Source organism: Geothermobacter hydrogeniphilus (assembly GCF_002898515.1).
Classification (GTDB): domain Bacteria; phylum Desulfobacterota; class Desulfuromonadia; order Desulfuromonadales; family Geothermobacteraceae; genus Geothermobacter_A.
The window spans coordinates 51,545-66,021 of the sequence record NZ_PPFX01000012.1; the positions used below are offsets into that span (position 1 = coordinate 51,545).

At 60.3% G+C, this 14,477-nt stretch carries 13 protein-coding genes; 6 read left to right on the forward strand and 7 right to left on the reverse strand.

The features are described from left to right. The first annotated feature begins 6 nt into the window (after positions 1–6). The 3 genes from C2E25_RS07155 to merF are packed head-to-tail and all read left to right on the forward strand — an operon-like array spanning position 7 to position 642. A complete protein-coding gene (locus C2E25_RS07155) occupies positions 7–162 on the forward strand; it encodes a (2Fe-2S)-binding protein (RefSeq protein ID WP_103115076.1) in 156 nt (51 codons plus the stop codon). Positions 163–214: 52 nt separating this feature from the next. After that, positions 215–421 carry a GDCCVxC domain-containing (seleno)protein gene (locus C2E25_RS07160; protein ID WP_103115077.1) on the forward strand — a complete coding sequence of 69 codons (207 nt, stop codon included), beginning with the start codon at positions 215–217 and terminating at the stop codon, positions 419–421. Further along, the gene (merF, locus tag C2E25_RS07165) at positions 418–642 is read left to right on the forward strand and encodes a mercury resistance system transport protein MerF (RefSeq protein WP_103115078.1); all 225 of its coding nucleotides are present in this window, start codon (positions 418–420) and stop codon (positions 640–642) included. The genes C2E25_RS07160 and merF overlap by 4 nt, the downstream gene beginning before the upstream one ends. 143 nt (positions 643–785) lie before the next feature. On the opposite strand, the gene C2E25_RS07170 is transcribed toward merF, so the two are convergent. The 7 genes from C2E25_RS07170 to C2E25_RS07200 all read right to left on the reverse strand — a co-directional run bounded on the left by C2E25_RS07170 (position 786) and on the right by C2E25_RS07200 (position 11,073). Continuing rightward, entirely contained in the window at positions 786–2,021 is a 1,236-nt protein-coding gene (locus C2E25_RS07170; protein ID WP_103115079.1) for an acyl-CoA dehydrogenase family protein, read from the reverse strand. 172 nt (positions 2,022–2,193) lie between these two features. Further along, complete coding sequence (locus C2E25_RS07175; RefSeq protein ID WP_103115080.1) at positions 2,194–4,329, reverse strand: 3-hydroxyacyl-CoA dehydrogenase NAD-binding domain-containing protein; 2,136 nt, start codon at positions 4,327–4,329, stop codon at positions 2,194–2,196. A gap of 128 nt (positions 4,330–4,457) precedes the next feature. Next, on the reverse strand, positions 4,458–5,663 hold the full coding sequence (locus C2E25_RS07180; RefSeq protein ID WP_103115081.1) for an acetyl-CoA C-acetyltransferase: 1,206 nt from the start codon (positions 5,661–5,663) through the stop codon (positions 4,458–4,460). Continuing rightward, entirely contained in the window at positions 5,660–6,529 is an 870-nt protein-coding gene (locus tag C2E25_RS07185) for a CoA transferase (RefSeq protein WP_103115082.1), read from the reverse strand. Before C2E25_RS07185 ends, C2E25_RS07180 begins: the two co-directional genes overlap by 4 nt. Further along, positions 6,530–7,663, reverse strand: coding sequence for an acyl-CoA dehydrogenase family protein (locus tag C2E25_RS07190; RefSeq protein WP_103115083.1), 1,134 nt, complete (start codon positions 7,661–7,663; stop codon positions 6,530–6,532). Between the two features lie 185 nt (positions 7,664–7,848). Continuing rightward, complete coding sequence (locus C2E25_RS07195) at positions 7,849–9,486, reverse strand: long-chain fatty acid--CoA ligase (protein WP_103115084.1); 1,638 nt, start codon at positions 9,484–9,486, stop codon at positions 7,849–7,851. A 24-nt stretch (positions 9,487–9,510) separates the two neighbouring features. Then, positions 9,511–11,073, reverse strand: a complete 1,563-nt coding sequence (locus C2E25_RS07200) for a class I adenylate-forming enzyme family protein (RefSeq protein WP_103115085.1) — start codon at positions 11,071–11,073, stop codon at positions 9,511–9,513. Between the two features lie 664 nt (positions 11,074–11,737). Between C2E25_RS07200 and C2E25_RS07205 the strand changes: the two genes are divergently transcribed. The 3 genes from C2E25_RS07205 (at position 11,738) to C2E25_RS07215 (ending at position 14,472) form a co-directional block, all read left to right on the forward strand. Next, on the forward strand, positions 11,738–12,367 hold the full coding sequence (locus tag C2E25_RS07205) for a TetR/AcrR family transcriptional regulator (protein WP_146032919.1): 630 nt from the start codon (positions 11,738–11,740) through the stop codon (positions 12,365–12,367). 217 nt (positions 12,368–12,584) lie between these two features. Next, a complete protein-coding gene (gene selD / locus C2E25_RS07210) occupies positions 12,585–13,574 on the forward strand; it encodes a selenide, water dikinase SelD (RefSeq protein ID WP_199177375.1) in 990 nt (329 codons plus the stop codon). Positions 13,575–13,683: 109 nt separating this feature from the next. Next, complete coding sequence (locus tag C2E25_RS07215; RefSeq protein WP_103115088.1) at positions 13,684–14,472, forward strand: sulfite exporter TauE/SafE family protein; 789 nt, start codon at positions 13,684–13,686, stop codon at positions 14,470–14,472. The last annotated feature ends 5 nt before the right edge of the window (positions 14,473–14,477 follow it).

Genomic DNA, 14,477 nt, shown 5'->3' on the forward strand with positions numbered 1-14,477 from the left:
AGAGGAATGAAACTGATCTGCTACTGCTTCGCGCACAGCGAGGATGAGATCCGGCGGGCGGTGCTGGAGGACAGCGGACGCAGCCGCATCATGGAGCAGATCCTGGCGGCAAAAAAGGCCGGAGCCTGCCGCTGCGTCGAAACTCATCCGCAGGGGAGATGATGTCTTCCCGACGTCCGCCGTGTCGTGGACACCGCAAGAGAGGAACTGAACCATGACGATAACAGCTGAATCGACCCTGATCTGTCCACACTGCGGCCACAGCGAGAAACTGACCATGCCGACGGATGCCTGCCGGTTTTTCCACCAGTGCAACGGTTGTGGGGCCCTGCTCAAACCCAACGCGGGCGACTGCTGCGTCTTCTGCTCCTACGGCGATGTGCCCTGTCCACCGATCCAGCAGCAGCGGAAAAGCCGATGAGGGGCACCGACAATCGGCTTCGCAACCGCTTCCTCGCCGCCCTGATCGGCACCGGGCTGGTTGCGCTGTGTTGCTTCACCCCGGTGCTGGTGCTGCTGCTGGCAGGCCTCGGGCTGAGCATCCTGACACCCTGGCTCGACTTCGTGCTGCTGCCGGCGCTGGTGGTCCTGATCCTGCTCACTCTTCTGGCCTACCGGCAATGGAGACGGTCGCAGAGATAGCAGGGACTGGCCGGGCTCCTTCATCCCCCTGACAACGGTCCCAATCGAGGCCTGCTGACAGGAGGACCCCTGAGACGACAACTCAGTCCAACATCCGGAATGAGCCCACGGCTTCCGGGAGAGCCCGCCGCTGCCTTCTTCTATTACTCGTAGATCTTTTCCTCCAGGGCGCCCGCCTCCACGGCGTCGGACTCATAATCCCGGACCGGCTCAGATTGCGCCGCTTCCCGGTACCATTCATGGGCGATAATCATGGCCATCACCTCATTGGTTCCGGTCCAGATCGACGCAAGCCTAAGATCGCGATGGATACGTTCCAGGGGAAAGACATTGGTATAACCGATGCCCCCCATCACCTGCAGGGCATGGTGAACCGCCTGCTGGCAGGATTCGGTAATGAACTTCTTGGCTTCCGAGACCATCCGCCGGATGCGGCGCATCTCTATCCCGGCATCCACCGCCCGGGCGGTGGCGTATGCCATGGCCCGGGAGGCATCGAGCAGCATGGCCGCTTCGGCAACCTGGAAACTGACCCCCTGGAATTGGTTGATCGGCCGGCCGAAGGCCTTGCGTTTGGAACTGTAACGGGTGGCGATCTCCAGGGCCGGCCGGGCGGCGCCGATGGTCATCGCCGCCGTTCCGAGCCGTTCCGGAATCATCATGGTGTCAAACACCGCGGCGGCGCCATGAACGCGGCCGAGCACATTTTCCCGCGGCACTTTGACATCCTTGAACACCAGCCGCCCGGCACCACCCCCGCGGCAGCCCATCAACCCGTACTGGTAGACGCTCTCGACCCCCGGCCCACGGTCGACCAGTAAGCAGGTCAGTGCTTCATGGGGTTTTGCATCCGGATCGGTGCGGGCATAGACCAGAAAGAAATCGGCCCCTTCGGCCCCGACAATGAATCGTTTCTGGCCGTTCAGCAGAAAATAGTCACCCCGGTCCTCGGCGGTGCTGGTGGCGCCGAAAAAATCGGAACCGCCGCGGGGCTCGGTCAGGCACTCGGCGGCGAAGAGTTCCCCTTTGAGCAGGGGCCTGACATACTTCTCCTGCTGTTCAGCCGTACCGTGCTTGACAATCGCATCGCAGACCAGCTCCGCGCCGACACCGAAAACACAGGCCAGAATGTAACTGAGGGTCCCCACCTCTTCCATGACCATGCAGGCGGAAACCCAATCCTCTCCCCGTCCTCCCAGGCTTTTCGGATAGCGGCAGCCGAGCAGATTGCGGCGCCCGGCCTCCTGCAGAAACTCCGTGGGAAAACGGATCTTGTCCGCGTCCATATCCAGAATCAGCTGCCGCGGAACCGCTTTGACGAAATCCCTTACTTCATCCCTGAACCTGAGTTGTTCCTCGGAAAACAGATACTCAAACATCGCTTCTCCTCCTGCTGCCTGAATCAGTGGGTTCCTGTTGGATGAAGAGTGCAATTGCTTGCCTGAATGAGATTTCCAAAAATTTGAAGCGCACCCATAGGTTCGCTGGTGATTTTGGGGAACCCGGGCAGGTCAATGACTTGTGCTGTCCGCCGACAAGGGACTCACGGATTCAGGTAAATAGTTCATGGTTGGCAGCTTTTTCCAGCAGCAGGGCCGGAGGAGCGAAACGCTCGCCGTAGAGCTGCTCGAGTTGCCGGGCCCGGGCGACGAAACGCTGCAGGCCGCAGCTGTTGATAAACTGCAGCTGCCCGCCGGTATGGGCGGGAAATCCGATCCCGAAGATCGAACCGACGTTGCCGTCGGCCACCGAACGCAGGACCCCTTCTTCCAGGCACCTGACCGCTTCCAGAACCTGCCGGAAAAGGATACGATCCTGAATATCCCGGCGGGAAATCTCGACCTCCGGTTTACGGAAAAGTGTATAGAGTTCTGCCCAGATGGTTTTGCGCCCCTCCTGAGGGTAGTCATAAAACCCGCCGTTATAGGCCTTGCCTTCGCGCCCATGGCTGCCGGTCAGCACCGCGAGAACCCGGTCGGTGGCGTTCTCCTCAAGCACCTCGCCACGATCCTGCAGCAGCTTGCGGTTGGCTTTGCGCACCTTGACCAGCAGCTGCTGACTGACCTCATCCATGACGGTCAGCGGTCCGACCGGCATGCCGGCCAGCCTGGCAAGGTTGTCGATGAGCAGGGGATCGACTCCTTCTTCCAGCAACGCCGCCCCCTCGTCAAGAAAGGTACTGAAGACCCGGGAGGTGAAAAACCCCAGGGAATCGTTGACCACGATCGGGGTCTTGCGCAGCTGCTGTACGAAATCGAAGGCTTTTGCCAAGGTCTGTGGACTGGTCTTCTGCCCGCAGATGATCTCGACCAGCGGCATTTTGTCGACCGGCGAAAAGAAATGCAGCCCGATGAAATTTTCCGGCTGGCGCACCGCCTGCGCCAGCTCGGTAATCGGCAGCGTCGAGGTATTGGAGGCCACGAACGCCCCCTCGGCAAGGTTTTTTTCCGCCTCGCCGGTCAACTTGCCCTTCAGTTCCTGATCCTCGAAAACCGCCTCGATGAGCAGATCGCAGCCCGTAAAATCGCTCATCTCCGTCGTCGGCTGGATACGCTCCAGCAGAGCGTCTTTCTGCTCCCGGGTTATGCGCCCTTTCGCCAGCTGCCTGTCCAGCACCTGCGCCGAATAGGCTTTGCCCTTTTCCGCCTGCGCCCGAGTGCGGTCAAGCAGAACCACTTCGATACCGACCTTCGCCGCCACGTAAGCAATCCCGGCACCCATCATCCCGGCGCCGAGAATCCCGAGCCTGTTCACCGACGTTTTTGCAAAACCTTCCGGACGACTGCTGCCGCTGGTGATTCCGTTGAGCTGGAAGAAAAAACTGATCTGGTTCTTCGCTTCGGGAGTCAGCACCAACTGCAGAAAATAGCTGCTCTCGATGCGCTGGGCCGCCGCAAAGTCGACCTGCGCCCCTTCACTGGCCGCGGCCAGAATCGCTTCGGGTGCCGGCAGCAGGCCGCGGGTCTTTTTTCGCAGCATCGCCGGCGCCGCCATCAGCATCTGGGCGACTTTGGGATGGGCCGGGGTTCCGCCGGGAATCCGACACCCTTTCTCATCCCAGGGCTGCCGGGGGGATGGATTGTCCCTGATCCAGGTCCGGGCCTTGCTCAGCAGAGTTTCGCGATCAGCCGCCAGCTCTTCGACCAATCCCGCCTCAAGGGCCCGCTCTGGTGACAGCCTGGTTCCTTCCATCAGCAGGGGCAGGGCTTTTTCAAGGCCCAGCCGGCGCACCAGGCGGACAATCCCACCCCCGCCGGGCAGCAGTCCCAGGCTGACCTCGGGCAGTCCGATCCGACTCTTGTCATCCCGCAGGGCAATCCGATGATGACAGGCCAGACAGAGTTCGTAACCGCCCCCGAGAGCCGTGCCGTTGATCGCCGCCACCACCGGCTTGCCCAGGGTTTCCAGGTGCCGCAGACAACTCTTGAGACGCTGCAGAGTGGCGGCAAACGCCGGCAGCGTGTCGGCAGAGATCGCCGAAATTTCCTTCAGATCCCCCCCGGCCAGAAAGCTGTCCTTGCCGGAGGTCAGGATCACCCCCGCAACCTCATCCCGCTCCAGACGCTGCAGTGTCGCTTCGAGGCCATCCATAAAGGCTTTGTTTATGGTATTCACCGGTTGCCCGGGCAGATCCATGCTGATGGTGACGATATTTTCGCCGTCTTTCTGATAATCGAATCCGTTCATGTCCACACCCTTTTGTTTGACCTGAATCTGTGGGTTCACAACCGCTGTACAACCATCATCCGGCCTGAACGCAACGATTCAGATTTGAGCTTCAATCGAGGCATCCTTTGTCCCCGGGTCGGTTGCCGCTACAGGCGTTCAATAATGGTCGCGATTCCCATCCCGCCACCGACACAGAGGGTACAGAGTCCGTAACGCAGACGACGGCGTTCCAACTCGTCGAGGAGGGTTCCGACCAGTATGGCCCCGGTGGCGCCGAGGGGATGTCCCATGGCGATCGCACCACCATTGACATTGATTTTTTCCACGGGAACGGACAAGTCCGCCTGAAATTTCAGCACCACCGAGGCAAAGGCCTCGTTGACTTCGAACAGATCGATATCCTCGACCGTCAACCCGGCTTTATTGAGCGCCTTGCGGGTTGCCGGCGCCGGTCCGACCAGCATGATGGTCGGATCGGTGCTGGTAACCGCCGTGGCCAGAATCCGCCCGCGCGGGCTCAAGCCGAGATCCCTGCCTTTGGCTTCGCTGCCGATCAGCAGAAGCGCGGCGCCATCGACAATCCCCGAAGAATTGCCCGGGGTGTGCAGATGCTCGATATGGTCAACCTGCGGATACCTGGCCAGCGCGACCTGGTCAAACCCGAGCTGGCCGAGACCTGCAAAGGACGGCTTGAGGACCGCCAGACTTTCTTCCGCGGCATCGGCGCGGATCAGTTCGTCATGGTCAAGCACGACTTCGCCGGCGCGATCCACAACCGGAACCAGCGAGCGTGAAAAACGTCCGTTCTGATGAGCGGCCGCCGCTTTTCTGTGGGAGGAGAGAGCGAACCGGTCCAGGTCTTCCCGCGTAAATCCCTCCAGGGTCGCGATCAGGTCGGCCCCGATCCCCTGGGGGACGAAGCCGGTTTTACAGGAGGTTTCCGGATCGGCCGCCCAAGGCCCCCCATCGGACATCATCGGTACCCGTGACATCGATTCAAGACCGCCGGCAACAACCAGATCCTCCCAACCCGAGCGAATTTTCATTGCTGCCAGATTCACCGCCTCCAGCCCCGAAGCACAGAAGCGATTGAGCTGAAAGCCGCCGACGACCTCGTCCCAACCAGCATAGAGAGCGGCGGTCTTGGCGATATTCCCGCCCTGTTCGCCGACCGGTGTGACACAACCAATGACGATATCATCGACCTGGGCGGTATCCAGTTGATGGCGTTGCTGCAGGCTGTTCAACAGGTTGCCGAGCAGGGCGACCGGTTTGATGGGATAGAGCGCGCCGTCTTTTTTCCCCCGGCCGCGCGGAGTGCGGATGGCGTCGTAGATATACGCGTCTGTCATCTTGTCTCTTCCTTTCGATTGCATGGCTCTTCGCCAACCAGGGCAACAAGAGGGAGATCCCGTGCCAGCCCCCATTGTTGCCATTCCCCGGCGGTCCGGTTCAGAAAAACCTTTTGCAGCGCATCCTTATCCCGGCCGTCGCAGTGAAGTTCCGCGGCCAACCGCCGCAGAAAATGTGGTTCCAGGGCCGCCAGCGCCACCCAGCCATCCTGGGCGCGGTAGAGATTGTAGCCGGCCAGCCCACCCCCCAGCAGAGCGCCGGCGGCTGTCACCCCATAGCGCAGCGGTTCGGCCATGGCGGCAGCCGCGGAGGCCAGGGCCACCTCCGCAAAACCACTCCCCGCTCCCCGCTCACGACCCAGAAGAAGCGCCAGAGCCGCGCCGACCGCCTGTTCCGCGCCCGCCATGTCGGCCAGCAGGGTTCGCGGCAATTGCGGCGGAGAGAGCAAGCCGGCCTCGGCCTGGTAGGTCAGATCATGCCCGGGCTCATTCTGGCGTGGCGCGGCATGGCCCACGATCGCCACCTGGCAGAGGCGCGGATACTTTTCATGCAGCTCCTCCCAACCCAGGCCGAGTTTTGCCAGGGAGGCCGGGCGGGTGGCGGTGATGAGCAGATCCGCCTCCAGCAGCAACTGCGCCAACCCGGCCCGGCCCTCCTCTGTCTTGAGGTCCAGTCTGACGATTGCCTGTCCGGCGTTCAGTTCCCGATACCAATCGGCACAGTAATGCTGCATCGGATCAGCCGCCGCGGGTTCGACCTTGGTCACGCTCGCACCGAGACGCAACAGTGCGCGCGCGGCGACAGGACCGGGCAGGTTGACCGCCAGGGTGACAATCTTCAACCCCATCAGGGGGTTCGCCGACATCTACCGGTTCCCCAGTTCGCGGGCAATGATGTTGCGCTGAATTTCGCTGGTCCCCTCGTAAATCTGCAGCACCTTGGCATCACGAAACAGCTTTTCGGCCGGAAATTCCGGGCTGTAGCCGTAACCGCCGAAAATCTGCAGCGTTTCGGTCGCCACCCACATCGCGGCGTCGGCGGCAAAGGCCTTGGCGCAAGCCGCCTGCAGGGTGTTGCGCTTGCCGGCATCGAGCAACCAGGCCGCCTGATAGGTCATCAGTCGCGCCGCCTGCAGGCGCATCTCCATCTCCGCCAGTTTGTGGCCGATCGCCTGATGATGGATGATCGCCTGTCCCATCGTCTTGCGTTCCCTGGCGTAGGCGAGAGAAACATCGAGACAGCGCTGCATCAACCCGACCGCAAAGGCCGCCACCATCGGACGGGAACGGTCGAAAACCTGCATGGCGATCTTGAACCCGTCCCCTTCGTTGCCGAGCAGTGCTTCACGCGGCACCCTGACGTCATTGAAAAACACCTCGGCCGCCGGGACGGCGTTCTGCCCCAGCTTGGGCAGGGGATTCCCCACCTCCAGTCCCGGACTGTCCCGCTCAACCAGGAAGAAGCTCAGTCCACGGTAACCCGCCTCGGGATCGGTCTTGGCCAGCACGGTGAAAAAACCCGCCAGGGGCGCATTGGAAATCCAGACCTTGCTGCCATTCAGCAGGTAGCCGTCGCCATCTCTGACCGCTCGGGTCGAAATCCCCGCCACATCCGATCCCGCGCCCGGCTCGGTAACCGCGTAGGATCCATATTCACTGGTGATCAGCCGGCCCAGGTATTCACGCTTCTGGTCCGCATTGCCACTGACCAGCAGCACGTCGGCCGGCAGGTTGTTCAGGCTGATCCCGCCCCCCAGCCCGACGCACCCCCAGGCCAGCTGCTCGGTCACCAGCGCCAGCTCCAGGGCGCCGAGTCCGGGACCGCCGTATTCCTCGGGCACCGTCAGATTGAAAAGTCCCAGTTCCCTGGCCTTGGCGGCAATTTCCTGCGGAAAACACTTTTCCTGATCGCAACGGGCGGCCTCCGGCCAGATCTCCCGCTCGGCAAATTCTCTGGCGGTCTGCTGAATCAGTCGTTGTTCGTCACTCAGTTCAAACATGGGCTCTCTCTCCTGGTCTGAATGGGGGCTGTCGGCACTTCAATCAGCCGACATACCGGTAACTAATGTTTACTTTTACGTAAAGATAAAGTAAAAGAAGGCACGCAACCCACGACCGAAACCGGCCGGCATCGGGCTGACAAACATTCCATAAAATCTGTCCGGCTATCTCTCCGCCTTCTTCATCATCCTGAATCTGTGCTCAACGAAGGGACGCTCCCCCAGTCCGCATATTGTTCGCGCAGCTTGGCCTTGAAGAATTTCCCCGTCGATGTGCGCGGTATGGATTCGACAAACGCGCACCCGTCGGGCAACTGCCAGCGGGGAAAACTTTCCGCCAGGTGGGAACATATCGCTTCGCCGTCAGCCTCTGTCCCGTCCTTCAGGGCCACCACCGCCAGCGGCCGCTCCCCCCATTTGGGATGGGGCACAGCGATCACCGCCGCTTCCCGAACCGCGGGATGCCCCATAATGGCGTTTTCAAGAGCGACCGAGCTGATCCACTCGCCTCCCGACTTGATCAGATCCTTGGTGCGATCGGTCAGCTGGACATAGCCCTCCGGATCACAATGCCCCACATCGCCGGTACGAAGCCAGCCGTCAACGGTGAAGCGCTCTTCGGTCACCGGCTGCTTATGGTATCCCGCCGTAATCCAGGGCCCGCGAACCTGAATCTCCCCCACGGATCGCCCGTCCCACGCGACCGGCTCCTTCTCCCCGGCAATGCGCAGGTCGACCAGCGGCACCGGCATCCCCTGTTTGGCGCGGCAGGCGAACCGCTCTTCGGCAGAGCATTTTTCCAGATGGGGCTTGAGCCGTGAAAAACTCGCAACTGGCGAGGTTTCGGTCATGCCCCAGGCGTGGATGACCTCCAGGCCCAGTTCAGCGAAGGCCCGAATCATTGATTCGGGCGGAGCCGAACCGCCGACGATCATTTCCATCCCCGGAATCAGTTGCCAGCGACCGGGATTCTGCTGCAGTGTCTCAAGAATATTCAGCCAGATCGTCGGAACTCCGGCGGTCTGGGTCACCCGCTCGCCGGCAAAGAGGTCAAGCAGGCTCTCCGCATCCAGGTGCGGACCGGGGAAGACCTGCCTGGCGCCGACATTGGTGGCCGCATAGGGGATTCCCCAGGCGTTAGCGTGGAACATCGGCACCACCGGCAAAACGGTTTTGCTGCAGGAGAGGTTCATCAGGTCGGGCAGGGCGGTGACCAGGGAATGCAGCACCGAGGAACGATGCGAGTAGACCACTCCTTTGGGCCTGCCGGTGGTACCCGAAGTGTAGCACATGCCGCAGGGCTCGTTCTCCTCCATCTCCGGCGGGGTAAAATGGCCACTCGCGGAGGACAATAGCTCCTCATAGCTTTCGTAGCCGGCCGGTACCGCCTGCCCGGTCAGGGGCACCACGAAGATCCGCTCCACGTCGATCTGTCCCCGGAATTTCTCCAGCAGCGGCAACAGCACGTCATCCACGATCAGAAAACGATCTTCGGCATGGTTGACGATATAGGCGATCTCCTCGGGACTCAGACGAAGATTGAGGGTGTGCAGCACGCCACCGGCGACCGGGATCCCGAAATACGCCTCGAGATGCGCATGGTGACTCCACATCAGGGTGCCGACCCGCTCGCCGCGCTTAAGCCCGGCGCCGCTCAACGCCTCCGCCAGCTGCCGCGCGCGACGGTAGAAATCGCCATAGGTGTAGCGATGCAGTGAACGATCCGGCATCCGGGAAACGATTTCCGTCGCAGCAAAAAGAGTTCCCGCCCGTTCGAGGATATGTCCCAGGGTCAGGGGGGCGTTCATCATGGTTGCTTTCATGTTCGCTCCTCGTCGCAAAAGGGGTCAGTTCAAGACAGAGATCTGAAGAGACCCAGTCGCAGACTCCCGGGTGACTTCGGCATAGGTTTTCCGCAACTGGTATTTGAGAATCTTGCCGGACACATTGCGCGGCACCTCTCCCAGAAACAGCAGCCGGGGAAGTTTGTAATCGGAGATCAGCCCGGCACAATGGTGCCGGAGTTCGGCCAGAGTCAACTCCCGGTCCTCCTGGGGGGTTACCACGACGGCCACCGTCTCGCCATAATCCGCATGCGGGATGCCGATCGCGGCACAGTCCGCAACGGCAGGATGAGACCGCACGGCATTTTCCACTTCAACAGAATAGACATTCATCCCCCCGGTGATGATCATATCCTTCTTGCGATCAACCAGAGTGATATACCCCTCCGCGTCGACAGTGGCCAGATCGCCGGTGAACAACCAACCATTACGAATGGTCTCGGCGGTCGCCTCGGGATTGTTCCAGTAACCCTTCATCATCGTTTCTCCGCGAAGAATCCATTCGCCCACCTCGCCGGGGCGGACATCCCGCATGTTTTCATCCACCACCCGCGCTTCGGTATTAACAATGGGCTTTCCTCCCGCTCCCATCTTGCTCAGCTGCTCATGGGGCTGGAGACAAATTCCTCCGGGGCCCATTTCGGTCAGGCCGCAGAGATTGAAAAGCTGCACCCCGGACAGTTTCGCAATCATCTCGCGGACCACGCTGGAAGGCATCGGTGCAGCCCCGTACATGCCGATGCGCCACGCGCTCAGATCGCGTCCGGTGATTTTGGACTGGCGTAAAAGGAACTGGTACATGGTGGGCACGCCGAAAAAGACACTGATCCGTTCCTGCTCCATGACATTCAGCACCGTTTCCGGTTCAAACGCGGGAAGAACGACATGAGTGCCCGCCAAAAGGGTTCCGGCCATCAGAAACAGGTTGAGCTCAGCCGAATGATAGAGGGGAGCGGCATGCAACAATCGATCACCTTCGCGAATCCCCACCCCCAGAGAAATATTGGTACCGGCCCAGATGACAGCATGGTGGTCCAGCAGCACCCCCTTGGGCAGACCCGTCGTTCCGGAGGTATAAAGAATCTGGGCGTTATCCTTCTCGGCGACGACAATGCCCAAGGGCTCCGTGCTTTCATGAGATGACAGTGTCACGACGTCCGCAAAAGGGTCGCACGGCAAAGTCGCCAGGTAGTGTCTGGTGGGGAGCTTCTGTTGCTGGACCTTTTCCACCACCGATTTGAGCTGCGGAGCAAAAACCAGCACCCGGGAACCTGAATCAATCAACTGGTAGGCCAGTTCAGGAGGCGCCAGCCGCGGGTTGAGGGGGACGATGACGGCTCCCAGTTTCAGGCCGGCGTAAAATACGATGACGAACTGGTCGGAGTTGGGTGACATCAAAGCGACCCGATCACCTTTTTCCACCCCCAGGCGCTGCAGGACCCGAGCGGCGCGGTTGACGGCGGCATCCAACTGCACGTAAGTAAACCGTCGCCCGCCAAAGACCAGGGCTTCACGGTTCGGAACACGGCGCGCGTTGCGTTCCAGAATCGAGCCGATACCAGGCATAAGGCCTCATCCTTTCGGACAGGGTTCACATGAGGTCGGGTCATGATGGGCACCCCGGGACGGCCGGGCGCCCCTCGGCTTTCCACCGCAAATCGACCACTACGCACAACACTCGCAAGCAAATCCTCTCTTCAAATAAACGGCGTTCTATCTGTCTGTCAACAAAAAAGTGAGCATTTACTTGTTTTTTATTGGCGGGCAGGCCGGTGCAAGCTGACGGATTTCCAGATTATCGTTCGCCATAACGGGATGTTACATACTATTCGTCTTACCTCCTGATAAAGGCGAAAAATATCGGATCGTCCACCATTGAAAGGCAGGTCGTCATTTCGCCTTGACAATCCTCAAAATGAGGCAGAAATCAAACTGTGTTTGTGTGCGCTGACAGGAACAGATAAAGGATGGACAACCCGATGGTCGGCGACACCCACCAGGCCCGAACAGACAGGATGCGGTGCCGGACAGCGGCCCGGCCACAACGGTCCCGCGGAGACTCAACAGCCCTCCCTCGACATTCATAAAAATCAGGACTATAATAGGTTTTTTCACGAAACCTACCGTTGTCATTGCATTTTTTCGGCGCAAACCATAGCGCCGCACAAGAGAGCGCTCATCCCTCAACGGCTCATCGGCCACAGCAAAAAGGCGCCGGCAGGAAACAATTGTGACAGACACCGATTTGCACCCGCGGATGGTTCCCGCGCAAAAGCGCGCAGAAGAGACCGTCAAACATATCCTGAATACTTCCGCAAAGCTGCTGGACGAAGTGGGGCTTGACGGGTTCAACACCAATCTGCTCGCCGACCGTTCCAGGCTTCGTGTCGGCACTATCTACAGGTACTTTCCAAACAAGTTGGCGATTCTCAGGGCCCTTATTCTCGAGTATGCAAATCACATGAAAACAGCCCTGGAGATTTTTAACGACTTGGCCGATCCCGAAAAAGAATGGCAGCACATCATCCGTTCCAGTATCGACAATTACGTTGCGGCGGCCAAAAAACAGAAAGGGTTCATATCGATTCGAAGGGCAATGCAGGCCGCCCCTGAACTATCTGCAATCGAAAAGCATCTTGTACGGGATCTGTCTGAATCAATTGTCGAGGCAATCATCAAAAGAGGAGCAAACGTTTCAAAAAAACATCTGTTCCATGTGGCGGGCACCTTCCTGATGGCAGCCGCAGCGACATATGATCTTGCCTATCTGAAAGGCAAGAAGAATCACCAGGCCGAGACCGAAATCATCGCGGAACTCAAGCTCATGTCGATCAGCTATCTGGCGAACTATCTGACATGAACCATGGCAGACAGGCCGCGGCAGGAAACCTGCGCACCCTCGTCCCGCCGCCAACGGTTTCTTGACAGCCTGACGCTCTTGGTGTTCAATGATTTCTGGTGCCGACTACGGCACTCACGTTACCCGTCAATTCATTTCTCGAAAGGATGGCCCGATGGCCTTTTTCAAAAAGAAAACCTTGACCGGTCTCTCCCGCACCTGCGGTTGAGCCGCTAAAATCGGTCCGGCAGTTCTGTCGGACGCCTTAGCAGGGCTGACCCCGCCCGATGATCCCAACCTGCTGGTAGGGATCGAAACCTCGGATGACGCGGCGGTCTACCGGCTCACGGATGAAATCGCCATGGTCAACACTGTCGATTTCATCACCCCACCAGTCGACGACCCCTACTGGTTCGGGCAGATCTCCGCCGCCAACTCGATCTCGGATGTCTATTCGATGGGCGGCAGACCGGTCACCGCGCTCAACCTGGTGATGTTCCCTTCCAATCAACTGGACATGGGGATGCTGAAGGAGATCCTCAAGGGCGGACATGACAAGGTAGTTGAGGCCGGAGCCTGCCTGGTCGGCGGGCACTCGGTCGATGACGAGGAACCGAAATACGGTCTCTGCGTCAGTGGCGTGGTCCACCCCGAGCGAATCATCACCAACGCCGGAGCCCGGCCCGGCGACGCCCTGATCCTGACCAAGCCGCTCGGTTCGGGGGTGCTGTTCAACGCTGTCCGGGCGAAAAAATTTCCCTATCCCGAACTGGAACGCGACACCCTGCCGCGGATCGCCGCTCTCAACGGTCCGGCGATGGAGGCGGCGCTGCGTTTCGACCTGCACGCCTGCACCGATGTGACCGGCTTCGGCATCCTCGGCCACCTGCTGGAAATGGCCCTCGGGGCTGATGCCGGAATCTTGCTGGACTATCGCCGGCTGCCGTTCTATTCAGGCGCCCTTGATATGTACCGGAAGGGCGAAACGACAGGCAGCAACCGGGCGAACCGGGAGATGGTCAGCAGGCACAGCCTGGAGCTGCAACGCGCCCTTACCCGCGCTGAGGAAGAGCTGCTGTACGACCCGCAGACCTCGGGCGGCCTGCTGATGGCGCTGCCGTCTTCCCAGGCCGATGAACTGTTGACGCTGCTGCATGCATCGGGAGTCACGGACGCCCGGTGCATCGGTGAGATCCGCGACGCGGCGGTTGGCATCACGGTGATCTGAACAGGAAAAATTTTTTGCCGTTTCTATCGGAAAATTCTATGGCCCGACACAATAGAATTGTTTCTTTAAATACAATCGGCCGGTTGCAACCCCGTTCCGGGGAACCCTGATGGAACTGCACGTAATCATCGGCATGCTCGGACTGTCGACCGGTTTCATTTCCGGGCTGCTCGGCATCGGCGGCGGCATCATCATGGCGCCATTGCTGCTCTACGCGCCGCCCCTGCTCGGTTTTCCCGCCCTGAGCATGCAGGAAGTGGCCGGGCTGACCATCGTTCAGGGGCTCACCGCCTGCCTGGCCGGAGCCCTGACCCACCGCAAATTCCACTTTGTCTCCGGTCGGCTCACCGCCTGGATGGGGATCACCATCTTCGCCGCCGCACTGTTCGGCGGCGCCTGGTCCCATGCCCTTCCCGACCACCTGCTGCTGGCGATTTTTGCCCTGCTGGCCCTGTCCGCGGCCCTGTTGATTTTCATCCCCACGACCGGGGACTGCGAAGCTCCGGCGGTCGCATCCTTTACCTTCAGCCGGCCGCGGGCGGTCCTTGCCGCCGGCAGCGTCGGACTGCTCGGCGGCCTGGTCGGGCAGGGCGGCTCCTTCATACTTATCCCGCTGATGACCTCGTTCATGCAGATTCCGACCCGCATCGCCATCGGCAGCAACCTGGCGATCATCTTCCTCTCGTCGCTGGCCGCTTTTCTGGGCAAGGCCCTGACCGGGCAGATCCTCTGGCCCCTGGCACTGCCGATTGTCCTCACGGTCATTCCCGCCGCCTATGTCGGCAGCCGGCTCAGCCGCCGGGTTCCGGTAGCCCGGTTGCGTCTGCTGCTGGCGCTCTGCATTGCTGCGGCAGCACTGAAAATCGGATTTTCCGCCGTTGTTTCGTTCTTATCCTGAAATCA

Bases quoted from the DNA above. Each gene is read 5' to 3' on its own strand.
- C2E25_RS07155 (WP_103115076.1), top strand. From the start codon at position 7: ATGAAACTGATCTGCTACTGCTTCGCGCACAGCGAGGATGAGATCCGG.
- C2E25_RS07160 (WP_103115077.1), top strand. From the start codon at position 215: ATGACGATAACAGCTGAATCGACCCTGATCTGTCCACACTGCGGCCAC.
- merF (WP_103115078.1), top strand. From the start codon at position 418: ATGAGGGGCACCGACAATCGGCTTCGCAACCGCTTCCTCGCCGCCCTG.
- C2E25_RS07170 (WP_103115079.1), bottom strand. From the start codon at position 2,021: ATGTTTGAGTATCTGTTTTCCGAGGAACAACTCAGGTTCAGGGATGAA.
- C2E25_RS07175 (WP_103115080.1), bottom strand. From the start codon at position 4,329: ATGAACGGATTCGATTATCAGAAAGACGGCGAAAATATCGTCACCATC.
- C2E25_RS07180 (WP_103115081.1), bottom strand. From the start codon at position 5,663: ATGACAGACGCGTATATCTACGACGCCATCCGCACTCCGCGCGGCCGG.
- C2E25_RS07185 (WP_103115082.1), bottom strand. From the start codon at position 6,529: ATGTCGGCGAACCCCCTGATGGGGTTGAAGATTGTCACCCTGGCGGTC.
- C2E25_RS07190 (WP_103115083.1), bottom strand. From the start codon at position 7,663: ATGTTTGAACTGAGTGACGAACAACGACTGATTCAGCAGACCGCCAGA.
- C2E25_RS07195 (WP_103115084.1), bottom strand. From the start codon at position 9,486: ATGAAAGCAACCATGATGAACGCCCCCCTGACCCTGGGACATATCCTC.
- C2E25_RS07200 (WP_103115085.1), bottom strand. From the start codon at position 11,073: ATGCCTGGTATCGGCTCGATTCTGGAACGCAACGCGCGCCGTGTTCCG.
- C2E25_RS07215 (WP_103115088.1), top strand. From the start codon at position 13,684: ATGGAACTGCACGTAATCATCGGCATGCTCGGACTGTCGACCGGTTTC.